The organism is Testudinibacter sp. TW-1 (assembly GCF_050613185.1).
Lineage (GTDB): Bacteria > Pseudomonadota > Gammaproteobacteria > Enterobacterales > Pasteurellaceae > Chelonobacter.
The window spans coordinates 255,822-278,150 of record NZ_CP192511.1; the positions used below are offsets into that span (position 1 = coordinate 255,822).

Consider the following 22,329-nt stretch of genomic DNA (forward strand, 5'->3'; position numbering starts at 1 on the left):
AATTCTTTAAATTTTTTGAATAAAAACCGAGAGAAATTATGTCGTCAGATACGCCAAACAACACAACAACCAATAGTTATGATTCGTCCAGTATCAAAGTTCTGAAAGGGCTTGATGCGGTGAGAAAACGTCCGGGAATGTATATCGGCGACACCGATGACGGCAGCGGTTTACATCACATGGTATTTGAAGTGGTCGACAACTCCATCGACGAAGCCCTCGCCGGACATTGCCAAGATATTATCGTCACCATTCACACCGATAATTCCGTTTCTGTGCAAGATGACGGGCGTGGTATTCCGGTCGGCATTCACCCCGAAGAGGGCGTTTCGGCGGCGGAAGTGATCATGACCGTGCTGCACGCCGGCGGAAAATTCGACGACAACTCGTATAAAGTTTCCGGCGGTTTGCATGGCGTGGGCGTGTCGGTGGTAAATGCGCTATCGGATAAATTATTGCTCACCATTCGCCGTGAAGGCAAAGTTCATGAACAAACTTACCACTTAGGCGTGCCGGAAGCCCCATTGGGCGTGATCGGCGAAACCGAACAAACCGGTACGGCGGTACGTTTCTGGCCGAGCCCGACAATTTTCACCAATATCGAATATCAGTATGAAATCTTGGCAAAACGCCTGCGTGAACTCTCATTTTTGAATTCCGGCGTGTCGATTAAGTTGTTCGATAAACGCACCGATAAACAGGATCACTTCAAATACGAAGGCGGTATCCGCGCGTTCGTCGAGCATTTGAATAAAAACAAAACCCCAATCCACCAACAACCGTTCTATTTTTCCGCCGAAAACGAAAAAGACGGTATTGGCGTGGAAGTGGCGTTGCAATGGAATGACGGTTTCCAAGAAAACTTGTATTGCTTCACCAACAACATTCCGCAACGCGACGGCGGCACGCACTTAGCCGGTTTCCGGGCGGCGTTGACCCGAACCCTGAATAACTACATGGAAAACGAGGGTTACAACAAAAAATCCAAAATCAACACCTCCGGCGACGACGCGCGCGAGGGCTTGGTGGCAATTATTTCGGTGAAAGTGCCTGATCCGAAGTTCTCCTCGCAAACCAAAGACAAACTGGTTTCATCGGAAGTAAAAGGTGCGGTCGAATCCGCAATGGGCGAGCGCTTACAGGAATACCTGCTAGAAAATCCGAACGATGCCAAAATTATCGTCGGTAAAATCATTGATGCTGCGCGGGCGCGTGAAGCTGCGCGCAAAGCGCGTGAAATGACCCGTCGCAAAGGTGCGTTGGATTTAGGCGGTTTACCGGGCAAATTAGCCGACTGCCAAGAGCGCGACCCGGCACTGTCCGAACTGTATATCGTGGAAGGGGACTCCGCCGGCGGCTCGGCGAAACAAGGCCGCAACCGTAAAAATCAGGCGATTTTGCCGTTAAAAGGGAAAATCCTGAACGTGGAAAAAGCGCGTTTCGACAAAATGCTGTCTTCGCAAGAAGTGGCGACCCTGATTACCGCACTTGGCTGTGGAATCGGGCGCGATGAATACAATCCGGAAAAATTGCGCTATCACAAAATCATTATTATGACCGATGCCGATGTGGACGGAGCGCATATTCGCACATTGTTGCTGACCTTCTTCTATCGCCAAATGCCCGAGTTGATTGAAAAAGGCTATGTTTATATTGCGCAACCACCGCTGTATAAAGTGAAAAAAGGCAAACAAGAACAATACATTAAAGACGACGAGGCAATGACCCAGTATGAATTGGCAATTGCCTTAGACGGCGCCGGTTTGCATATTTCCGAATCAGCACCGGTAATGAGCGGGTTACCGTTGGAGAAATTGATCGGCGAATATAACAGCGTGAATAAAATGATCGCCCGTTTGACCCGCCACTACCCGACCGCACTTTTAAAAGAATTGGTTTATGCGCCGACACTGAGTGTGGAACTGATGAAAGATCAAACCAATGCTGAGGCGTGGGCAAGGCAGTTATTGGCAACCTTGCAAGCAAAAGAAATCGGCGGTAACCACTATGCGATTCGCACCGAATACAATCAGGAGCGTCATCTGTACGAAGTGGTGCTGACCGTGCGCACTCACGGCATTGACAGCGATTATCGCCTTGATTTCCAATTTGCCGAAGGCTCGGAATATCAGCGTATCGTCAAACTGGGCGAACAACTGCGTAATTTGATTGAAGACGGGGCTTATGTGGTGCGCGGCGAACGCCAAACGGCGGTGAGCTCGTTTGAACAGGCGGTTGATTGGCTGGTAAAAGAATCCCGTCGCGGGTTAGGCATTCAACGCTATAAAGGGCTCGGCGAGATGAACCCCGAACAATTGTGGGAAACCACCATGGATCCGAACGTGCGCCATATGCTGCAAGTCTCAATCAAAGATGCCGTCGCCGCCGACCAACTGTTCACCACCCTGATGGGCGACGAAGTCGAACCACGCCGCGACTTTATCGAAAGTAATGCATTGCAGGCGAATTTGGATATTTAGTCTCTCAACGTCTAGTCAAAAAACCGGCAGAAAATGTGATTTCTGCCGTTTTTTATTTTGTTATGACTTAAAGCGATTTATCGGCTTCCGCATTTTTCACGCTATACACCGCTGCATAAAACACAATCACACTAAAAAAGTAAAACGTATTGCCAGAATTATGGGCAAAAAAACCTTGGCTTACGCCATAGGACATCACTGCTAAAACATGCACAATTCCCAGTAATGCGACATAACGTAAAGCCGCATTTTGTTGCGCTTGGCGCAAGGTTTTACTGAAAAAGACCAATGGTACAAAGAAGATTGCCAAAAGTGCGGTCAAACCGAGCAGACCCCGTTTTGACGCATCATCTAAATATTGATTATGGGCATGATTGAAGCTGCCCGCATATTGGCTGATAATCCCTTGTTCCGCTTGCTGTTGGCGCAAGGTGCTAATCGCGTCTATCCCCCAACCAAAAAGCGGTTTTTCTGTTATCGCCAACACCGCACTTTTCCACATGTCAAACCGCGCACCGACGGAAGTCGACCCGTTATTGTGTTGAAAATAGTTGCTGATTTCCGTTTGTGCACTCACCAGCCTTTCAATCAGACGGGTTTGCTCACTAAAAACGAATAACATGCTGATTAACAGCACACTGATCAGCACCGCACTTAGCCAAAATCGTTTTGAAAGCGTGTGGCGATATAAAAAGAATATCCACAAAATCAAAAACGGCGCGCCGATCCACCCGCCCCGTGCGGTGGATAAAATGCTGCCGACAATCCCAAACAGCGCAAATATGACGCTGAATATTGCCATCGTCTTATTTTTAGCGTGATACCAATACATTGCGCTACACAAAGAAAATAACCCTAATGACATCGAAATATCACCGCCTTGAATGTGCATGATATGCCCAAACGCCATATCCTGCCCTAAATATAAACGTTGATAAAGTGCGGTCAGCCCGCCCAATAACGCGCCTATCGGCAAGAAATACGCCAGCAGTTTAAAATCGAATTTGGTCTGAATTAACAGCAATAGAATCGGTAAAAAGAAGATAATTCGGCTTGGATTATCCAACTCGCGCAATCTGCCGTCATGCAGCCAAAATGACAATACAAACAGTAAAAAATAAACACTATAACTTAAAAATAGCTGCTTTTGATCACGATCGAGCGTTATTGCGTAACGCGCATTTCGTATTTGTCTTATTAAAAACACGAAACCGCATAAAATCAATAAACTCGGCACATAGTTATACCCTTTCGGCAGCGTAAGTAATACCAAAAAATGTAAGCCGACCAAGAGATTAATGGCGCGAGAAAAGAATGGATTAAAGGCTGTCACAGCAACTCCAACATAAAAAATTTACCTGATCCTAACAAAATTAGCCATAGAAAAAAAGTGAGTTCACAGCTGTTGTTTTTATTCTCCCTTGCTTATCAACAAAAAACCGCACTTTTATGATCTGCCCCCAAAAAGTTGGACTGCTTAATGAAAGGATTGAATTCGATATTGTATCGGGCTTAATCCTTTTAATCTTACTTGAATCCGTTCAGTATTGTAATACTGCATATATTGATGAATAGCCTGCTCAATGTCATCTGCCGTATCAAATTGCCGAACATAAAAACATTCCGTTTTTAGTCTGCCGAAAAAACTTTCCATTGCGCCATTATCCAAACAATTTCCCTTTCTCGACATACTGATTTGAATCTGATTATCTGCCAATATCTTGCGATAAGACGGCATTTGATACTGCCGGCCTTGGTCTGAATGTAATATCGGCGTTGCCTCCTTCGGGAGCTTATTCACGGCTTGTCGCAACATCTGCTCAACCAGTGCCCGGTTTGGACGACGACCAAGTTGATAGGCAATCACCTCATTGTTAAATAAATCTAAAATCGGCGATAAATACACTTTATTGCCGTCTTTCGCTTTGAATTCAGTGACATCGGTCACTAATTTCTCGTAGGCATTTTCCGCCGTAAAATGACGTACTAACAGATTATCAGCAATTCGACCCACTTCACCTCTGTAAGAACAATATTTCCGTTTTTTCCTCCCTTTCACCTGTAAGCCCATCATCTGAATCAAACGTTGCACCTTTTTGTGATTGACCGTACCGAGTGCCAATGTCACTCGGCGATAGCCATACTGCGGATTCTCTCGTTTAATTTGACGAATTTCCGCTTTTAAATCGGCCTCTTTATCTGTCTTCGGTTGTTGATGGTAAAAGTAAGTGCTTCGAGCTAACTTAATGATATCTAATAATAAATTAAGCGGAAAATCACCGTTTAAGGCTTTAACAATTTCTGCCTTTCGGCTTCGTCTTTCAGGGATAATTCCATCGACTTTTTTAAGATGGCATTCTCCGCACGCAAACGTAAATTCTCTTGTTCTAATTGTTTTAACGGCGTTAATGGCTTAACGTGTTTTTTCGATTTATTCGGTTTATTCACGGCTGGTCGTCCTTTGGGCTTATCAATCAGTCCATTTATGCCAAATTGTTTGAATCGTTGCAACCATTTAGAAATAACAGTGCCTCCTGAGATACCCAAGGTTAAGGCGATGTGTTCAAGGGAGAACAGCCCTTGTCGGGCTAATTTGACGGCTTGAAGCTTTTCTTCGACGGTAAATTTTCGGGCAGTATGTTTGACTCGCAAGCCATCTGAGCCCGCATGTTGATATTGCGCAACCCAGTGACGAATACAGCGTGGTGCAACTTGAACGTGTTTTGATGTTTGACTGAGAGATTGAGCATGTTGAAAGTAATATTCAACTGTGTGTTGTTTAAATGCTTGGGTATATTTGGTCATAAAAATCTGCACCTTAGTCAGTTGGTTTTGCAGTCCAACTTTTGGGGTGCAGATCATAAAAGTGCGGTTTATAATGCCCAAGGCAAATAGTTATTCCACCACAAAACAAGCAATTTTGCTGCCGTCGGGATATTGGCGTAGTGCCGGTTTGGATTCGAAACAACGCGGCTCGGCTAAGCGGCAGCGTCCGCTGAAGGCACAGCCTTGTGGCGGATTGAGCGGGCTTGGCAGTTCGCCGTTCAATTTAATCCGTTCACGGCGTTTTTCAGCAGACAAACGCGGCGTTGCCGACAGTAGCGCTTGCGTGTATGGATGGCGCGGATTGCTGAAAATCTGCTCTGCCGTGCCTTGCTCCACACAACGCCCCAAGTACATCACGATCACCTCGTCGGCTATGTGTTCCACCACCGATAAATCATGCGAAATAAAGATATAAGACAAGCCCAACTCATTTTGCAAATCCATCATTAAATTCAACACTTGTGCACGCACCGAAACATCGAGTGCCGAAACCGGCTCATCCGCCACCACGATATCCGGATTCAGCACCAAACCGCGCGCAATCGCGATTCGCTGCCGCTGTCCGCCGGAAAACATATGCGGATAACGATCGTAAAACTCGGCACGCAGACCGACTTGCGCCATAATTGCCAGCACTTTCTCTTTGCGTTGTTCCGCGCTGAGATCGGTGTTAATCAACAGCGGCTCTTCTAAAATCGTACCGACTTTTTTACGCGGATTAAGTGAGGCATACGGGTTTTGGAATACGATTTGAATTTTTTTACGACGTAGCTTTTTGATATCACTGTCGTTTTCCAAAAAATTCTGCCCGTTGTAATACAATTCGCCGTCGGTCGGATCTTCGATCATCGTCAGCAAACGCGCCAGTGTGGATTTGCCACAGCCGGACTCGCCCACCACCGCCAGCGTTTTCCCGCGCTCCAGCTCAAACGACACCCCGTCAAGGGCTTTCACTTGTTGCGGCTTGCTGAACAAACCTTTTTTGACCGGATAATATTTTTTGAGATCAATCCCCTTTAACAACACATTCTCAGACATGAACAGGTTCTCCTTGTGCATTTAACGGGGTATGGCATTTCACTTGGCGATCCGCCAGTTGCTGTAACTGCGGTTCAACCGTTCTGCATTCATCGGTGGCATACGGACAACGCGGATTGAGCAGGCAACCAGTCGGGCGGTCATATTTGCCCGGCACAACACCGGAAAGCGAATGCAAGCGCGATTTACCGACTGCAAATTCCGGCAACGAGCGTAATAACGCTTGGGTGTAAGGGTGCTTCGGCGTAGAGAAAATATCCTCGGCGCTGCCCTCTTCCACCACTTGCCCGGCATACATCACCAAAATCCGTTCGGCAGCTTCGGCAACCAAAGCAAGATCGTGAGTGATCAGAATCAGCGCCATATTCTCTTTTTTCTGCAATTCTAACAACAAATCAATGATTTGTGCTTGGATCGTCACATCAAGTGCGGTTGTCGGTTCATCGGCGATCAGCAGTTTCGGGCGACAGGCTATCGCCATCGCAATCATCACCCGCTGGCTCATGCCGCCGGAAAGTTGATGCGGATAGACCGATAAGCGTGATTCCGGATCGGGAATACCGACTTGGGTCAATAGCTCAATTGTACGCTGGCGGCGGCTCTGTTTGCTGCCGCCCTCATGCACTTTCAAAGCTTCCATAATTTGGAAACCGACGCTGTAAGCCGGATTAAGACTGGTCATCGGATCTTGGAAAATCATCGCCACTTCCGAACCGACCAATTGTTGTTTTTTATCTTCCGAAATCGCCAATAAATTATTGCCGGCAAAATTCAAACTATCGGCATATACACGCCCGGGGAAATCAATCAGCCCCATCACGGCTAACGAACTCACCGATTTACCCGAACCGGATTCACCGACAATCCCCAGCACTTCGCCTTGTTTAATTTGATAGCTAATGCGATCAACCGCTTTGAACGGGGAGGTTTGATCACCGAAATGTACAGACAGCTGATTCACTTCCAATAAGGATTTTTCTAATTCGGCATCTAAAGTTTTATCTAATGTCATTGCCTGTTCCTTACTGTTTCAACTTAGGATCAAGGGCGTCACGCAAACCGTCACCCATTAAATTAAATGCCAATACGGTCAATAAAATCGCCAAGCCGGGGAATGTCACCACCCACCAGGCACGCTGCACAAATTGCAACGCCTCGGCTAACATCGCGCCCCATTCCGGTGTCGGCGGTTGTGCGCCGATACCCAAGAAGCCAAGTGCCGCCATATCCAAAATGGCGTTGGAAAAACCCAGCGTGGTCTGCACGATCAGTGGTGCTAAACAGTTGGGCAAAATCGTAATTAACATTAAACGGATCGGGCCTGCACCGGCAACCCGGGAAGCGGTGACATAATCGCGGTTTAATTCATTCAGTACCGAAGCACGGGTTAAACGCACATAACTCGGCAACGACACCAACGCAATAGCAAACGAAGCATTCAGCAGCGACGGTCCGAGAATAGCGACAATCGCAATCGCCAGCAACAGGCTTGGCAAGGCGAGCATGATGTCGATAACGCGCATAATAAACACATCGATCCAGCCGCCGAAATAGCCGGCAACCAAGCCCAAGGTTACGCCGAAGATAAACGACAGGCTGACGACCAATAAGCCGATAAACAACGACAGGCGTGCACCGTAAATCAAACGCGACAAAATATCACGCCCGACATCGTCAGTGCCGAGAATATAGTTCCAGCTACCGTCCTCTAACCACACCGGCGGCATTAGCAACGCGTCACGCGCCTGCGCGATCGGATCATGCGGTGCAATCAGATTGGCTAATAAACTGACCGCAAAGATAACAATAATATAGCTTAGCCCAATAAGCGCCCCTTTACTGTGGCTGAAATGCGCCCAAAATTCGGCAATCGGCCCTTTCGGCGTTGGGGCTAATTGAACCACTGCCTTAGGTAAGGCTGTTTTAGTTGAAGATTCAGACATCATGATTTCCTCTCTTTATTCGTGCGATAGCATTACTTACGATGACGAATACGAGGATTCAAAATCCCGTACAACAGATCAACAAACAAATTCACCAAAATGATAATCGTGGCGATAATCAACACCGCACCTTGTACCACCGGATAATCGCGCGCGCGAATCGCCTCGATCACCCATTTACCGATACCCGGCCAAGCAAAAATCGTTTCGGTCAGAATCGCCCCGGACAACATCTGCCCGACAATCAAACCGACCACCGTCACCACCGGAATCAGCGCATTGCGCAAGGCGTGCACCACAATCACGCGCATTTTGGATAGCCCTTTGGCACGGGCGGTACGGATATAATCCTCACCCAACACTTCCAACATAGAAGAGCGGGTCATGCGTGAAATCACCGCCAACGGAATCGTGCCCAACACAATAGACGGTAAAATCAAATGCGAAACCGCCGATTTAAACGCGCCCGGCTCGTCGGAAAGCCAACTGTCGATCAGCATAAAACCGGTGACATCATCAATCCAAAATTGTGCGCCGATCCGCCCTGAAACCGGCGTCAGATCCAGTTGCACCGACATCACCAGCATTAACAGCAAGCCCCACCAAAAAATCGGCATGGAATAACCCGTCAATGAAACTGCCATTACACTGTGATCAAAAAACGAACCGCGTTTCACCGCCGCCAAGATTCCGATTGGAATGCCTAAAATCACTGCGAACAAAATCGCCATGGTGGTGAGTTCAATCGTTGCCGGAAACAGGTTTAAAAATTCTTCCACCACCGGCTGGCTGTTTTTAAAAGAGACACCTAAATTCCCCTGCGCCAGATCGCCGAGGTAATTGATATATTGCTGATAAAGCGGCAGATCCAAGCCCATTTGCTGTAGCATTTGCGCATGCATTTCCGGGCTTAAGCCGCGTTCCCCCATGCGAATTTCAATCGGGTCGCCGGGAATAAAGTGAATTAACGCAAAGGTTAATAAGGTGATACCGATAAAGGTCGGGATCACCATTAAAATGCGTTTTAAGATAAATTGAAACATGATAATTTCTCGAAATTTGTCACAATCCCACACTGTCGCTGACAATATTGAGAACAAAGACCGCACTTTTACCATAAAAGTGCGGTCGAATACAAATATTATTCTAATTCTAACGCATAAAAGTTATGCAAACCGAACGGGTCGATCACATAATTTTTCACCTCTTTGCGCAGCGGCAAATAGGTGGTGGAGTGAGCAATGGTAATCCATGGCGCTTGTTCTTTGAAAATCACCTGCGCTTGTTTATACAATTCGGCACGTTTTTCTTGATCCGTCACCTGCACCGCTTGTTTGATCAAATCGTCAAACGGTTGGTAACACCATTTGGCATAGTTAGAACCTTGCTCCGCCGAAGCACAGCTTAACAACGTACCCAGGAAGTTATCCGGATCGCCGTTGTCGCCGGTCCAGCCCATCATCCCGGTCGGATCGTCGCCTTTCTTCATGCGCTGTAAATATTCGCCCCATTCGTAGCTGACGATTTTCGCGTCCACGCCCACCGCTTTCCAGTCAGCTTGCACTAACTCCGCCATACGGCGCGCATTCGGGTTATACGGACGGGAAACCGGCATTGCCCACAACTCGGTGCTGAAACCGTTCTCAAAGCCGGCTTCTTTCAATAATGCTTTGGCTTTTTCCGGATCATAGCTGTAATCCACCACCGCGTCGTTGTAGCCCCACATGGTCGGCGGCATTGGGTTTTTCGCTTTTTCGGCTGCGCCTAAATAAACCGCGTCAATAATCGCATCTTTATTCACGGCATAGTTCAACGCTTGGCGTACTTTTTGGTTTTCAAACGGCGCTTTTTGCACGTTAAAGTGAACATAACCGACGTTCAAGCCAGCTTCTTCCATTAAATTGATTGCCGTATCTTTTTTCATCAATTCCAAATCCGCCGGATTCGGGTATGGCATGATATGGCACTCGCCTTTTTGCAATTTGGCATAACGCACAGAAGCGTCCGGTGTAATTGCAAAGACTAAACGATCAATTTTAGAACGGCCTTTCCAGTAATCGTCAAAGGCTTTATAACGGATGGTCGCGTCTTTCTGATAATTGACCAACTCAAACGGACCGGTGCCAATCGGGTCTTGATCGACTTTTTCAGGCGTACCGGCTTTCAACATATTCTCAGCATATTCTGCAGACAGAATACCGGCAAAGTCCATCGCAATGTTAGCTAAAAACGGTGCATTCGCTTGTTTTAGATACATTTTAACCGTGTAATCGTCGACTTTTTCCAGTTTGTCGATAATATTCGGCATATCCATCCCGACAAAATACTCATAGCCCAAGTTGGAAACTTTGTGATACGGGTGCTCTGCGTTCAGCTGACGCTCAAACGAGAACAACACATCGTCGGCATTGAAATCGCGGGTCGGTTTAAAATTTTTATTGGATTGGAATTTAACTCCTTTGCGCAAATGGAAAGTATAGGTTTTGCCGTCCTCCGATACCTCCCAACTCTCCGCCAATGACGGTTGTACCGTGGTTTTACCGCGTTCAAATTCGGTCAAACGGTTATACATCGCCTGTCCGCTGGCGTCGATCGACGCACCGTCGGTCACCAACTGCGGGTTGAACGACGTTGGTGAAGCTTCGGAACAATAGACTAAAGTTTTTGGCTGATTGGCAGCCGCCGAAAGGGAAACCGATAATGCGATTGCAGTTAACGATAAAGTTGCCAGTCGTTTCATTGTTACACTCCGTTTTGCTATATAGATCTGTTTATTTTTATTTACACCGTATTTTTACACGGGCTTATAGTTAATATCATCAATTCCTTAATTCGACAAGATATAAACTGCATATTTTTTGAAAAAAATGCATATTTAATTAGCTTTTTATGCTTTTGATCACTAACCATTTGAATAATTTAAAATATTGGAATTCAGATCGTAGAAATAATCCGATATCGCTGATTTTTAAGCCCTTGCATTTTATCCTGCTAACCTCAAACCATCACGATAAGGCGAACACTCAATTTCATTTAAAATCGCCAACTCGCTTTTTTTATTATCGCTCTGAAAGACGATAACAAACCAAAAAGCCAGAAAGACGGCAAATAAACACTCAAAAAATCAGCTCCATAAGGAGCTGATTTCAGACTGCCGGCAAAGACTCAATAACTTGATTTGTATGATAAAAGTAGGGGCGGATTATATATCCGCCCGAACCGCACTTTGCATTTTTCCATTGTAGATTAAATGCTTATATCGCACTTCGTAAACGGGCGGATATATAATCCGCCCCTACGCTACCTGACCCGTGACCTTTGTCAATAATCACAAGCCAATTATCTTAGGTCAAAGTGCGGTTAATCCGCTAATTTCACCCCATAAAACGCACTATAACCAAACGGGCTTTGTTTGTAATCACGCACCCGCAAACTTAACGGAGTGACAGTAATCGAATGCGCCACCGTGATCCACGGAGCTTGCTCTTTGGCGATCACTTGCGCTTGTTCGTATAATGGCACACGCTGGGTTTTATCCGACAATTTAGAAGCTTGTTTGATTAAGCTGTCAAAATCGGCGTTACACCAACGGGCATAGTTGCTTGCGCCCACGCTGTCACAGCCCAATAACGGGGTGAGGAAGTTGTCCGGATCACCGTTGTCGCCCGACCAGCCGTAAATCCCTGCGGTCAATAAACCTTCGCGGGTGCGTTTGATGTAATCGCCCCATTCATAACTGACCAACTCCGCTTTGACGCCGATTTTCGCCCAGTCGCTTTGCAGAATCTCCGCCAAACGGCGCGGGTTCGGATTGGAGTTACGCACCACCGGCTGCACCCACAATTGGGTTTCAAAACCGTTCGGATAACCGGCTTCCGCCAACAGCTGTTTGGCTTTTTCCAGATCATACGGATAATCTTTCACTTCGGTGTTATAGCCCCAAATCGTCGGTGGCAACGGATTGACCGCCGGCACACCCGCGCCTTGATACACCACTTTGATGATGGTGTCTTTATCGGCGGCTAAATTTAACGCTTGGCGCACTTTCACATTGTCGAACGGCGCTTTTTCGGTGTTAAACGCAATATAGGCGACGTTCAATCCTTCTTGCGACATCAACTGGATTTTCGGATCGTTGTGCATTTTTTCCAAATCGGCACTGTTCGGGAAATCCATCATATCGCACGCGCCGGTTTGCAATTTGGCATAACGCGCGGTCGCGTCGGGGGTGATACTAAAAATCAAGCGTTTAATCGGCGCTTCGCCTTTCCAATAATCTTTGTTGGCTAAGAAACGCACCGCTTGATCCAGCTGATAACCGGCAAACACAAACGGCCCGGTGCCGATTGGCGTGGTGTCGATGGTTTCCGGTTTGCCCGCTTTCAGCATTTGATCGGCATATTCTTGCGAATAGATTGAAATAAAATCCATGCCTAGGCTGGATAAAAACGGCGAGTCCGGATAATTCAGGCTGATTTTCACGGTGTAATCATCCACTTTCTCGACCGCTTTCAGCAATTTCGGAAAGTTCATCGATTTGAAATAAGGATAAGTCCCGTTCGAAACATTGTGATACGGATGGTTCGGATCAAGCTGACGCATAAATGAGAAAATCACGTCATCGGCGTTAAAATCGCGGCTTGGTTTAAATTCTTTACTGGAATGGAATTTCACCCCTTTACGCAAATGGAAGGTGTATTCCAAACCGTCTTCGCTGATATCCCAACTTTCCGCCAAGCCCGGCTCAAGGTTGGTTGTGCCACGTTCAAATTCCACCAAGCGGTTATACACCTGTTGCGAACTGGCATTATAGGATAACCCGTCCATCACCAACGCCGGGCTAAAACCGGTCGGCGCACGGCTGGTACAGTTGATAAAGGTGGTGTTGTCGGCTGCTTGAGCGACCATGCCCAAACCCACTAAAAGTGCGGTTAAAGAAAGTTTCGCGTGTAATTTCATGGAACCCCCGAAATGATTAATCAATCAAAAAGTACCCTAAGATACCGTTCTGCGCTGTATTTCAAAAGATCAAAATCGTCTTGATTATAACCGAATCATCTAACAATGCCTATTCTTGGTGACGCTTACTCATATTTTCACCGTCTTGCGGCTTCAAGCGCAGTAATAACGCCACCTGTAAAATCCCCACCGCCGCGACCGAGAAAAAGGTGTAACTGAACGCCTGCGCCACCGCACTTTTATCCAAAGCCTCCAGATAAATATTTAAAATCACCGCGGCAAAAGCAATGCCGAGCCCCAAACCGACCTGTTGGGTCACACTCAGCAACGTGCTGCCTTCACTGTTATTTTGTTGTGAAAACTCGCTAATGGTTAAGGTATTGGTCGCGGTGAATAACGTCGACATTGCCGCGCCGTATAGCACTAACGGCGGTAACAAGCCCCAAATGCCCCAACTTTTTTGCATTAATCCAAAGGTAATCAAACTGGCGCATAGTAATAACGTGGCGCCGAGCAGCACCCGCTTATAACTGAAACGAATCAATAACGGACGTAAAAAAGGCTTACAGATAATCGAGCTCACCGCAATCGGCGCCAACAGCCAACCGGCAACATCCGCCGGATAACCGTATGCCACCTGCAACATCAGCGGCAGCAAAAACGGCGCGCCCGAACCGCACACCCGCAAAACCAAATTGACTTGCGTGCCGATATTGAAGGTGCGGTATTGAAACAGGGAAAAGCCGAGCAACGGATTTTTCACCTTACGCGCATAATAAAAATAGAATAGAAATAAGCCGAAACCGATCAGCAGCACAATCACAGCCGACGACAAATCAAACGTACGGTTGCCAATCATATCCATGCCGAGCGTAATCCCGACCAATGCGCCGCCGAATAAGAAAAAGCCTATCCAATCAAACCGCTTTACCGCGGCAGTCAGATTCGGCATAAAATATCCGCATAATAAAAAGCCCAATACGCCGATCGGAATATTCATTAGAAAGATCCAATGCCAACTGGCATAAGTCACCAACCAGCCACCGAGAATCGGACCGACAATCGGACCGATTAAGCCCGCCATCACCATCATATTCAATGCGGAAATAATTTCATGGCGCGGCACGCTTTTGATGATCGCCAAGCGCGCGGTCGGCATCATCAACGCACCGCCGGCACCTTGTACGATCCGCGCCAGAATCAAAGTATCCAAACTGATCGCCAGCGAGCAAAAAACCGATCCGAGAATAAACAGCACAATCGCCAGCCGAAACACACGTAAAGTGCCGAAACGATCCGCCAGCCAACCACTGAGCGGAATCAGCAACGCCACCGTCAAGGCATAACTAATCACCGCCAACTGCATTTCCAACGGTGCTTCATTCAGATCCGCGGCAATTGCCGGTAAAGCGGTGTTTAAAATCGTCGCGTCGAGGGTTTGCATAAAAAGTGCGGTTGACGCCACCCAAGCCAAGCCTTGATAGCTTTTACCCATAGCGCACTTTTCCTGTTTGTTGCTGCCAGTGATAGATAAAATCGGCAATCATTGCAATATCATTCAAATCCAAATGGGCGATATGTTCCGCTGTCTGCACAGGATAATCGGTTGCCAACGCCAACACCAACGAATCCATTTCCGGCAACGGCTTTGTCATGCCTTGACGGTGGAGCAAAATTTTGGGGAGCGGTTCGTGTTTGAACCCTTCGACCAACACCAAATCACTGCGATTCGAATCAAGCTGTTGCGCCAAATAGCTTAGCGAAACCGCACTTTGATCACGATTTTCACTCATCACCGCCCAACGTTGATCGCACGCCACCGCCACTTGCGTGGCACCGGCTTGGGTCATTCGCCAGCTGTCTTTGCCGGCTTTATCGGTGGTCACATCGTGGTGGGTGTGTTTAATCACCGCCACCCGCAGCCCTTTTTGTTGCAACTGCGGTAATAATTTTTCCAATAATGTGGTTTTACCGCTGCCGCTGTAGCCGCTAATCCCCAACATCGGAATGCCGCTGCTCGCTCGGTGGCGGTTGAGTTCATCCAATTGTTGCAAATAATTGAAGTTGGCAAACGCCTGCGGCTGATCGCTGAAATCCACCACGGCATACCGTTGCTGCTGCATAAAGTCGCGCACCTTACGCCCGCCGTGTTGCAAATAATTCTGTAGATCGGCGATCACCCGCTTATGCAACAGTGCAAATGTCGGGTGCTCCCGTTCGCCGTCACTGGCGTAGGCAAGATCTAAACCTGGTGCCGAAACCGCACTTAACAAACGTTGTGCCAAATCCAGCGGCAGAAACGGCGCGTCGCACGGCACAAACAGCACCCAATCGTGCGCACTGTGTTTCAAACCGCTCAACATCCCGCTCAACGGCCCGAGAAAACCGTCCAACTCATCCATAAACACCGGCAAACCGCACTTGGCATAATGTTGCTGATGGCGGTTGGCGTTAATCAAGATCTGCCCCACTTGTGATTGTAAGCGGGCCCTCACGTGCGAAAAGAGCGGTTTCCCCTGCAATAATTGCAAGCCTTTGTCCGCCCCCTGCATCCGCCGCGACAAGCCGCCGCATAAAATCACCGCACTGATTGGTTGTGTTTTCATCTGTTCTCTCTGTTGCAATTCCGCTTTTCTTTGCTATCATCGCACAAATTGAAAATGAAACAAAGGTTAAGCAAATTATGAAATGTCATCGTTTAAATGAAGTGCTGGAACTGATCCGGCCGCACTGGTCGCAAGAGCCCGATTTGAGCTTAATGGAATTTTTACAAAAAATTGCGGTCGAAGCAGGGTTCGACAAACCTATTGCCGAACTCAGCGATGAAGTGATTATTTATCACCTGAAAATGCGCGGCGCCGACAAACACGAGCCGATTCCGGGCATTAAAAAAGATTATGAAGACGATTTCAAAACCGCGCTGTTAAAAGCACGCGGCATTATTAAATAACTAACTCTTATCAAGGATATTTATGAAAAAACTATTTTTACTTTTGGCGGCATTATTCAGTGTTAACGCAGCACAAGCGGCGGATTTCATTCCTCAGGAAGGCAAACAATTTATCACCATTAACCAACCGGCAACGGTCGATAAAGAAGTGATCGAGTTTTTCTCATTTTACTGCCCGCATTGTGCCAATTTCCAATTGGAATACAAAATCCCGCAAGCCATTCAAGAAAAAATGCCGCAAGGCACACAATTCGTGAAATATCACGTCAATTTCTTGGGACGCGCCTCTGAAGATTTAACCCGCGCTTGGGCATTGGCAATGGCGACCAACACCACCGATTTGGTCGAAAACGCACTGTTCGAAGCGGCTCAAGCCAACAAAATCGGCTCAATGTCCGACATTCGCAAAATCTTTTTGGATAAAGGCATAAGCGCCGAACAATTCGATAACGGCATTAACAGCTTCGCCGTCAACGGCTTGGTCAATAAACAAGTGAAAGCCCTTGAACAATACCAAGTGCGCGGCGTGCCGGCATTCTTCGTCAACGGCAACAAACAAATCGAAACCGGCGGCTTCAGCGATTCCAAAAGCGTAGCGCAATTCGTGGAAAACTATACCGATACGGTGTTGTATTTGTTGAATCAATAATTCCGTGTGATAAGAGGACGCCTGTTGAAGCATTTAACAGGCGTTTTTTACCGCTTTAAACCTTCCGTAAAATTCTATAGCATGGCATGTATAAATATACTTTTATACTTAGAGAGGAATCTAATGATGCCGTTACAAACTGTAAAAACGACTCTGGATTTCCCGATCAATCTCAAAAAATCGGTTAAAACCCGCCTTGCCGTCACAGGTCAAACCATGCGCGAATACGTTATTGCCTTAATAGAAAAAGATCTGGCAAATGCCGAACAGGAAGATTGGTTTAACGAATTACCTGAATATGCCAAAGCACATTTTATCAAAATAGATGAAGAAATTCGCAATGGCACTTTTCAGCTTGAAGCCGAAGCTGATACTGAAAAAATGACACATCTTGGCAACGATCTCTGGCAAGGGAAAATTCAATCTGCCAATGAACTCAGAAAGAGATTAACTGAATGTTAGAATTCAAAAATACCTTTCTCGCATTTATTTTTTATCAGGTTTTAAGTCTAGATACACAACTCGAAATTCGTACCAGAATCCAAGAAAAAATTATTCGCGCTCTCGTACGGTCAATGCTAATTTAGTTAAAGTGGTTAAAAAACAGCATATTAATTGCTATTTTTCCATTGTACAAAATAAGCCTGTGATCACTGCATTCCAGTTTGGTCGCTCCGCCCTGTTATGTGACGATACGCAGGCAGAAACGATTTTATCCGCAATTGACTATCTCCGACAAAACGGGTTATCGCAAGATGACTTTTTCTGACGTCTGCAGTTCTTCTACTCAGTATCAATACACATAAATTTCAGCCATATCACAAAAAAAAGTTGACTTATTTTTATGAATTGGTTTAATGCTTGCCGACTTATCTTTCGTACTATAGAGGAACTATTATGGCTGACAGTTTTAGCGTAACCCGCCGTTTTTTTGATGATAAAAACTACCCGCGCGGGTTTTCCCGTCACGGTGATTACACCATTCGCGAATCCGACACCTTGGAAAAACACGGGCAAGCGTTTATCGAGTTGGAGTTGGGCAACCGTGCGCCGATCAATGCCGAAGAAGAGCAATTTGTCGCGGTTTGCCGCAATGAACGCCAACCTGAAACCTTTTTTGAAAAAACCTGGTGCAAATACCGTGCGCGCATTTCCAGCGTAAAACGGGTTTATACCCTGTCCGGTTTAGCCGCAGCCGATACGGTTGACGACTACGGCAACAACGACTAATCTCGTCGCTCCATTATCCGTTGGCGCGCGCAAGGTGCGCCGGCGTGAGTTATTCCGCAACAGAAAACCGCACTTTTATTCAGCTTAACGGCAAAAAATGTTACACTAACGCCATTCTATCTAGCCCGAAAACCAATAAACGACCGTATGCCGAATCAAACCTTAGCGATTGCGCAATATCCCCGACTATTAGCCGATAAACAACATAAACTCGCTGAATTACTTGCGCCGTTTTCTGCCCCTGCGCTGGAGGTGTTTGCTTCCGAGCCTGAACATTATCGTATGCGCGCCGAATTTCGCATTTGGCACGACTTTCGTACTGACAATAAAGGCGAGCTGTACCATATTATGTTCGATCCGCAAACCAAACAGCGTTATCGGGTCGATCAATTCCCGGTCGCCAGCCGTTTGATTAACCGCATGATGGCGGCGATTATTCCGCTGCTACAACGGCAACCGCACTTGGCGCACAAACTGTTTCAGATTGATTATCTCAGCACCCGAAGCGAAAAAATTATCGTCAGCCTGTTGTATCACCGCCAATTGGACGAAGAATGGCAACAACAAGCGCAAATTTTGCGCCAAACCCTGCAACGGCAAGGTTTTGATCTGCAACTGATCGGGCGCGCCAGCAAGCAGAAAATCTGCTTGGAACAAGACTATATTGATGAAGTACTGACCATCAACGGGCGTGATTACACCTATCGCCAAGTGGAAAACAGCTTCACCCAGCCGAACGCCGGCATTAACGTGAAAATGATTGAGTGGGCGCTTTCCTGCACGCAAGGCAGTCAGGGCGATTTGCTGGAGCTTTATTGCGGCAACGGCAACTTTTCCGTGGCGCTGGCGCAAAATTTCCGCAAGGTGCTGGCGACTGAAATCGCCAAACCGTCGGTGGCGGCAGCTCAGTTCAATATTGCCGAAAACCGTATCGACAACCTGCAAATTATCCGCATGTCGGCGGAAGACTTCACCCAAGCGATTAACGGCGTGCGCCAATTCAACCGTTTGCAAGGGATTGACCTCAGCGCTTATCAGTGCGAAACCGTGTTGGTCGATCCGCCGCGCGCCGGATTGGACGAAGAGACGGTGAACATGGTGCGGCAATATCCGCGCATTTTGTATATTTCCTGCAATCCGCATACCCTGTGCGGCAATTTGCAAACCCTGTGCCAAACGCACCGCATTAAACGGGCGGCGTTGTTTGATCAGTTTCCTTACACCGAACATATGGAAAGTGCGGTTTGGTTGGTTAAGATCTGATGGGCATTCAACTATTGTGCGAAGACGCAACCAAACAAGCCGAGTTTGACCGCACTTGCTCCACTTTACATTTAACGCATGATCCTGCGGCAATTTTAGCCTTAGTGCAAACCGCCGAACGGCTGGAATTGCGCAAACTGGACGAGCCGAAGCTGGGAGCGGTGGCGGTGGATTTCATCAACGGCGCAATGGCACATCGGCGCAAATTCGGCGGCGGACGCGGCGAAGCGGTCGCCAAAGCCGTAGGGATTAAACAAGGTTTTTTGCCAACGGTGATTGACGCTACTGCCGGACTGGGGCGCGACGCCTTTGTGCTGGCGGCAATCGGCTGCCAAGTGCGGTTAATCGAGCGCCATCCGGTGGTCTTTGCATTGCTGCAAGACGGCTTACGGCGCGGCTACCAAAATGCGGAAATCGGCAGTTGGCTGCAACAAAACATGCGCTTACTGCCAATCAACAGCCTGACCGCACTTTCGCCTGCCGCAGATAGCGCCGATGTGATTTATCTCGATCCGATGTATCCGCATAAACAAAAAAGCGCCTTGGTTAAAAAAGAAATGCGGATTTTTCAGCATTTAGTCGGCGCCGATTTAGACGCCGATCAACTGCTCGCCCCGGCACTGCAATTGGCGCACAAGCGCGTAGTCGTAAAACGCCCCGACTACGCCCCGTTCCTAGCCGAACAAAAACCGCACTTCAGCCAGAAAACCAAAAACCATCGTTTTGATGTGTATATGGGATTGGGGTAAGATAATTTATTATTCGAGCTGCGTTAGCGTTAAGGAAGGAGCATGAAAAAAACAATCTGTCTAAATATGATTGTCAAAGATGAAGCGAATATTATTCAGGATACATTAAGCAATATTATTCAGCATATTGATCTTGATTATTGGGTTATTTCCGACACCGGCTCTTCCGATCGCACCGTCGAAATTATTACGGATTTTTTTGCTCAGCATAACATTCCGGGTGAAATTTACCATCATGCTTGGGTTAATTTTTCATATAACCGTAATTTGGCATTAGAACAATGCCAAGGCAAAGCCGATTATGTTTTTATTTTTGATGCCGATGATCGTTTTACGGGCACATTTACTTTACCGGACTTAACCGCCGACAGTTATTATTTTTTAATGTCCAATCAGGGGACTGATTATCAACGCCCATTGCTAATTAAAAATAATCGGCAATTTTTTTGGCGTAGCGTGTTACACGAATTTTTGGAATCCAAACAACAAAATCCTTCAAAAGCGTTTATTAATGGCGACTACCATATTATTTCCGGGCGCTTTGGCAATCGCAGCCAAGATCCGAATAAATATCTGAAAGATGCTAAGTTGTTAGAGACGGCTTATCAGCAACCCGACGATGAGGATTTAAAAGCGCGATATGCCTTTTACTGCGCTCAATCTTACCGTGATGCGGAACAATATGACAAAGCCATCGAATGGTATCAGCAACGGATCAATCTGGGCGGTTGGATCGAGGAAGTCACCTGTTCTTATGAAAATCTCGGTATTTGTTACGAAAAAAATCATGCTTATCAAACTGCCATTTATACTTGGCTAGAAGGGTATGATTATAATCCGAAGCGGATCGAATGTTTATATAATGCAGTGCGTTTATTACGTATCCAAGGGAAATGTAAATTAGCCTATCAACTTGGGTTAATTGCCAAAAACATTCCATTTCCACAGAATGATATTTTATTCGTTAAAAAATCCGTGCATGATTTTTGGATCGATTTTGAATTGTCGATTAGTGCTTATTACGTAGATGATTTTAAATTAGGCTATGACTGCTGTAAAAAAATCTTATTCTCCAATCCCGAGCCACATATCAGAGATATCACCATTAATAATTTAAAATTTTATCAACGACAAGCAGCGCAAGATTCAAATTCTGAGGTACAAAAATTATTAAGCACACTAAACGAAAATCTATCTCCGCAAAATAATACAACCGGCACCGCCATTATCAACTATTTAACCACATTATAAACGCAAAAAACGAGCCTTTCCCTCCCCATTTTTCTTTCGAAAAATGGTACTCCCTCCGCATGCGGAGGGAGAGAAATAAAAAAAGCCGTGTTAATCAACACGGTTCAAACCGATAACAACGTCTATGTTTCAGATCCTTTCTCTCCCTCCACATGCGGAGGGATGGAAATAAAAAAACCGTGTTAATCAACACGGCTTATCTTTTGAATTGCGGCTTATTTTATTGCCGAAATGACTACGCGGCGGTTTGGTTTTAAGCAGTCGCGCAAGGCTTTCCCTTGTTCCGCTTCGCACGCCGCTACTTGATCCGCTTTGCCGCGCCCGATTGCCGTGACCGCACTTGGCGCGAAACCGTTTTGTACGAAGTAGGCTTTCACCACATCGGCGCGACGCTGTGAAAGTGCCAGATTATAGCTGTCCGATCCCAGACGATCGGTATAACCTGAAATTTCAACCGCTTTCACGTTCTGTGCTTTTAAATTTTTGATAACGCCGTCAAGGGTCGCTTTGCCGTTGGCATTTAAATTACCCGCATCAAAATCAAACAGAAAATCACCGGATAATTCATATTGATTGTTACAGCCTTGCGGTTTCCAGAAGAATGATTGTGCGTTCATCTCTTTGTCGAACAACACCTTATATTGGCAGATTTTGTGCTCGCCGTTTTGACGGTAGTTAAACACATAATCCCATTCGCGCACCGCAAACAGCCCTTCCGCATAGTGCGGTCTGCCAATCAGGTAATACAGCTGATCTTTGTTCATCCCTTTTTCGATCATGCGCACGTTGTCCCAATTCGGCCAAATGCCGTATTGCGAGCCGCTGAAATTCACGCCGGCGTCTTCAATTTCAGGAAAGATCGGATTATCGGTTGTGCCGTCTTGTTTGACATCGCTTAAATTCCCGCAAGCGGCTAATAAAAATGCCGCCGCCAACGGAAATGCTTTTTTTATTGTGTTTTTCATTATTCTCATCCTTATTGTTATAGGGG

General features: G+C 46.6%; 19 protein-coding genes. 8 read left to right on the forward strand and 11 right to left on the reverse strand.

Annotation, left to right across the window (positions count from 1 at the left end; genetic code table 11):
- Positions 1 to 38 precede the first annotated feature (38 nt).
- Entirely contained in the window at positions 39 to 2,480 is a 2,442-nt protein-coding gene (gene gyrB / locus ACQ31U_RS01290; protein ID WP_431053175.1) for a DNA topoisomerase (ATP-hydrolyzing) subunit B, read from the forward strand.
- Between the two features lie 67 nt (positions 2,481 to 2,547).
- Here gyrB and ACQ31U_RS01295 read toward each other — a convergent pair whose 3' ends face one another.
- The 10 genes from ACQ31U_RS01295 to mobA all read right to left on the reverse strand — a co-directional run bounded on the left by ACQ31U_RS01295 (position 2,548) and on the right by mobA (position 15,852).
- Positions 2,548 to 3,813 carry an O-antigen ligase family protein gene (locus ACQ31U_RS01295; RefSeq protein WP_431053177.1) on the reverse strand — a complete coding sequence of 422 codons (1,266 nt, stop codon included), beginning with the start codon at positions 3,811 to 3,813 and terminating at the stop codon, positions 2,548 to 2,550.
- Positions 3,814 to 3,957: 144 nt separating this feature from the next.
- Positions 3,958 to 5,285, reverse strand: a protein-coding gene (locus ACQ31U_RS01300; RefSeq protein ID WP_431053178.1) for an IS3 family transposase whose coding sequence is annotated in 2 segments (ribosomal slippage) — positions 3,958 to 4,808 and positions 4,808 to 5,285 — 1,329 coding nt in all. Because the reading frame shifts where the segments join, the coding sequence is not laid out codon by codon here.
- Between the two features lie 90 nt (positions 5,286 to 5,375).
- Positions 5,376 to 6,344: a peptide ABC transporter ATP-binding protein gene (locus ACQ31U_RS01305; protein WP_431053180.1), complete on the reverse strand. Its 969-nt coding sequence runs from the start codon at positions 6,342 to 6,344 to the stop codon at positions 5,376 to 5,378.
- Entirely contained in the window at positions 6,337 to 7,356 is a 1,020-nt protein-coding gene (gene dppD / locus ACQ31U_RS01310; protein ID WP_431053182.1) for a dipeptide ABC transporter ATP-binding protein, read from the reverse strand. The genes ACQ31U_RS01305 and dppD overlap by 8 nt, the downstream gene beginning before the upstream one ends.
- 10 nt (positions 7,357 to 7,366) lie before the next feature.
- Positions 7,367 to 8,287, reverse strand: coding sequence for a dipeptide ABC transporter permease DppC (gene dppC, locus ACQ31U_RS01315; RefSeq protein WP_431054252.1), 921 nt, complete (start codon positions 8,285 to 8,287; stop codon positions 7,367 to 7,369).
- A gap of 32 nt (positions 8,288 to 8,319) precedes the next feature.
- Positions 8,320 to 9,330, reverse strand: coding sequence for an ABC transporter permease subunit (locus ACQ31U_RS01320; protein WP_431053184.1), 1,011 nt, complete (start codon positions 9,328 to 9,330; stop codon positions 8,320 to 8,322).
- Positions 9,331 to 9,428: 98 nt separating this feature from the next.
- Positions 9,429 to 11,027, reverse strand: coding sequence for an ABC transporter substrate-binding protein (locus ACQ31U_RS01325; protein ID WP_431053186.1), 1,599 nt, complete (start codon positions 11,025 to 11,027; stop codon positions 9,429 to 9,431).
- A 620-nt stretch (positions 11,028 to 11,647) separates the two neighbouring features.
- Entirely contained in the window at positions 11,648 to 13,246 is a 1,599-nt protein-coding gene (locus ACQ31U_RS01330) for an ABC transporter substrate-binding protein (protein WP_431053188.1), read from the reverse strand.
- A gap of 109 nt (positions 13,247 to 13,355) precedes the next feature.
- The gene (locus ACQ31U_RS01335; RefSeq protein WP_431053190.1) at positions 13,356 to 14,741 is read right to left on the reverse strand and encodes a DHA2 family efflux MFS transporter permease subunit; all 1,386 of its coding nucleotides are present in this window, start codon (positions 14,739 to 14,741) and stop codon (positions 13,356 to 13,358) included.
- Complete coding sequence (gene mobA / locus ACQ31U_RS01340) at positions 14,734 to 15,852, reverse strand: molybdenum cofactor guanylyltransferase MobA (protein ID WP_431053192.1); 1,119 nt, start codon at positions 15,850 to 15,852, stop codon at positions 14,734 to 14,736. Before mobA ends, ACQ31U_RS01335 begins: the two co-directional genes overlap by 8 nt.
- Positions 15,853 to 15,929: 77 nt before the next feature.
- On the opposite strand from mobA, the gene ACQ31U_RS01345 reads away from it, so the two are divergent.
- The 7 genes from ACQ31U_RS01345 (at position 15,930) to ACQ31U_RS01375 (ending at position 21,338) form a co-directional block, all read left to right on the forward strand.
- Complete coding sequence (locus tag ACQ31U_RS01345; protein ID WP_431053194.1) at positions 15,930 to 16,196, forward strand: YihD family protein; 267 nt, start codon at positions 15,930 to 15,932, stop codon at positions 16,194 to 16,196.
- A gap of 22 nt (positions 16,197 to 16,218) precedes the next feature.
- The gene (gene dsbA / locus ACQ31U_RS01350) at positions 16,219 to 16,845 is read left to right on the forward strand and encodes a thiol:disulfide interchange protein DsbA (RefSeq protein WP_431053196.1); all 627 of its coding nucleotides are present in this window, start codon (positions 16,219 to 16,221) and stop codon (positions 16,843 to 16,845) included.
- 123 nt (positions 16,846 to 16,968) lie between these two features.
- Entirely contained in the window at positions 16,969 to 17,307 is a 339-nt protein-coding gene (locus ACQ31U_RS01355; RefSeq protein ID WP_431053198.1) for a hypothetical protein, read from the forward strand.
- Positions 17,308 to 17,742: 435 nt separating this feature from the next.
- The gene (locus ACQ31U_RS01360; RefSeq protein ID WP_431053200.1) at positions 17,743 to 18,075 is read left to right on the forward strand and encodes a DUF413 domain-containing protein; all 333 of its coding nucleotides are present in this window, start codon (positions 17,743 to 17,745) and stop codon (positions 18,073 to 18,075) included.
- A 147-nt stretch (positions 18,076 to 18,222) separates the two neighbouring features.
- Complete coding sequence (gene trmA / locus ACQ31U_RS01365; protein ID WP_431053202.1) at positions 18,223 to 19,338, forward strand: tRNA (uridine(54)-C5)-methyltransferase TrmA; 1,116 nt, start codon at positions 18,223 to 18,225, stop codon at positions 19,336 to 19,338.
- Entirely contained in the window at positions 19,338 to 20,087 is a 750-nt protein-coding gene (locus ACQ31U_RS01370; protein ID WP_431053204.1) for a class I SAM-dependent methyltransferase, read from the forward strand. Before trmA ends, ACQ31U_RS01370 begins: the two co-directional genes overlap by 1 nt.
- A 42-nt stretch (positions 20,088 to 20,129) precedes the next feature.
- Positions 20,130 to 21,338: a glycosyltransferase gene (locus ACQ31U_RS01375; protein ID WP_431053206.1), complete on the forward strand. Its 1,209-nt coding sequence runs from the start codon at positions 20,130 to 20,132 to the stop codon at positions 21,336 to 21,338.
- 215 nt (positions 21,339 to 21,553) lie between these two features.
- Here ACQ31U_RS01375 and ACQ31U_RS01380 read toward each other — a convergent pair whose 3' ends face one another.
- Positions 21,554 to 22,303, reverse strand: a complete 750-nt coding sequence (locus tag ACQ31U_RS01380) for an OmpA family protein (protein ID WP_431053207.1) — start codon at positions 22,301 to 22,303, stop codon at positions 21,554 to 21,556.
- Positions 22,304 to 22,329 lie beyond the last annotated feature (26 nt).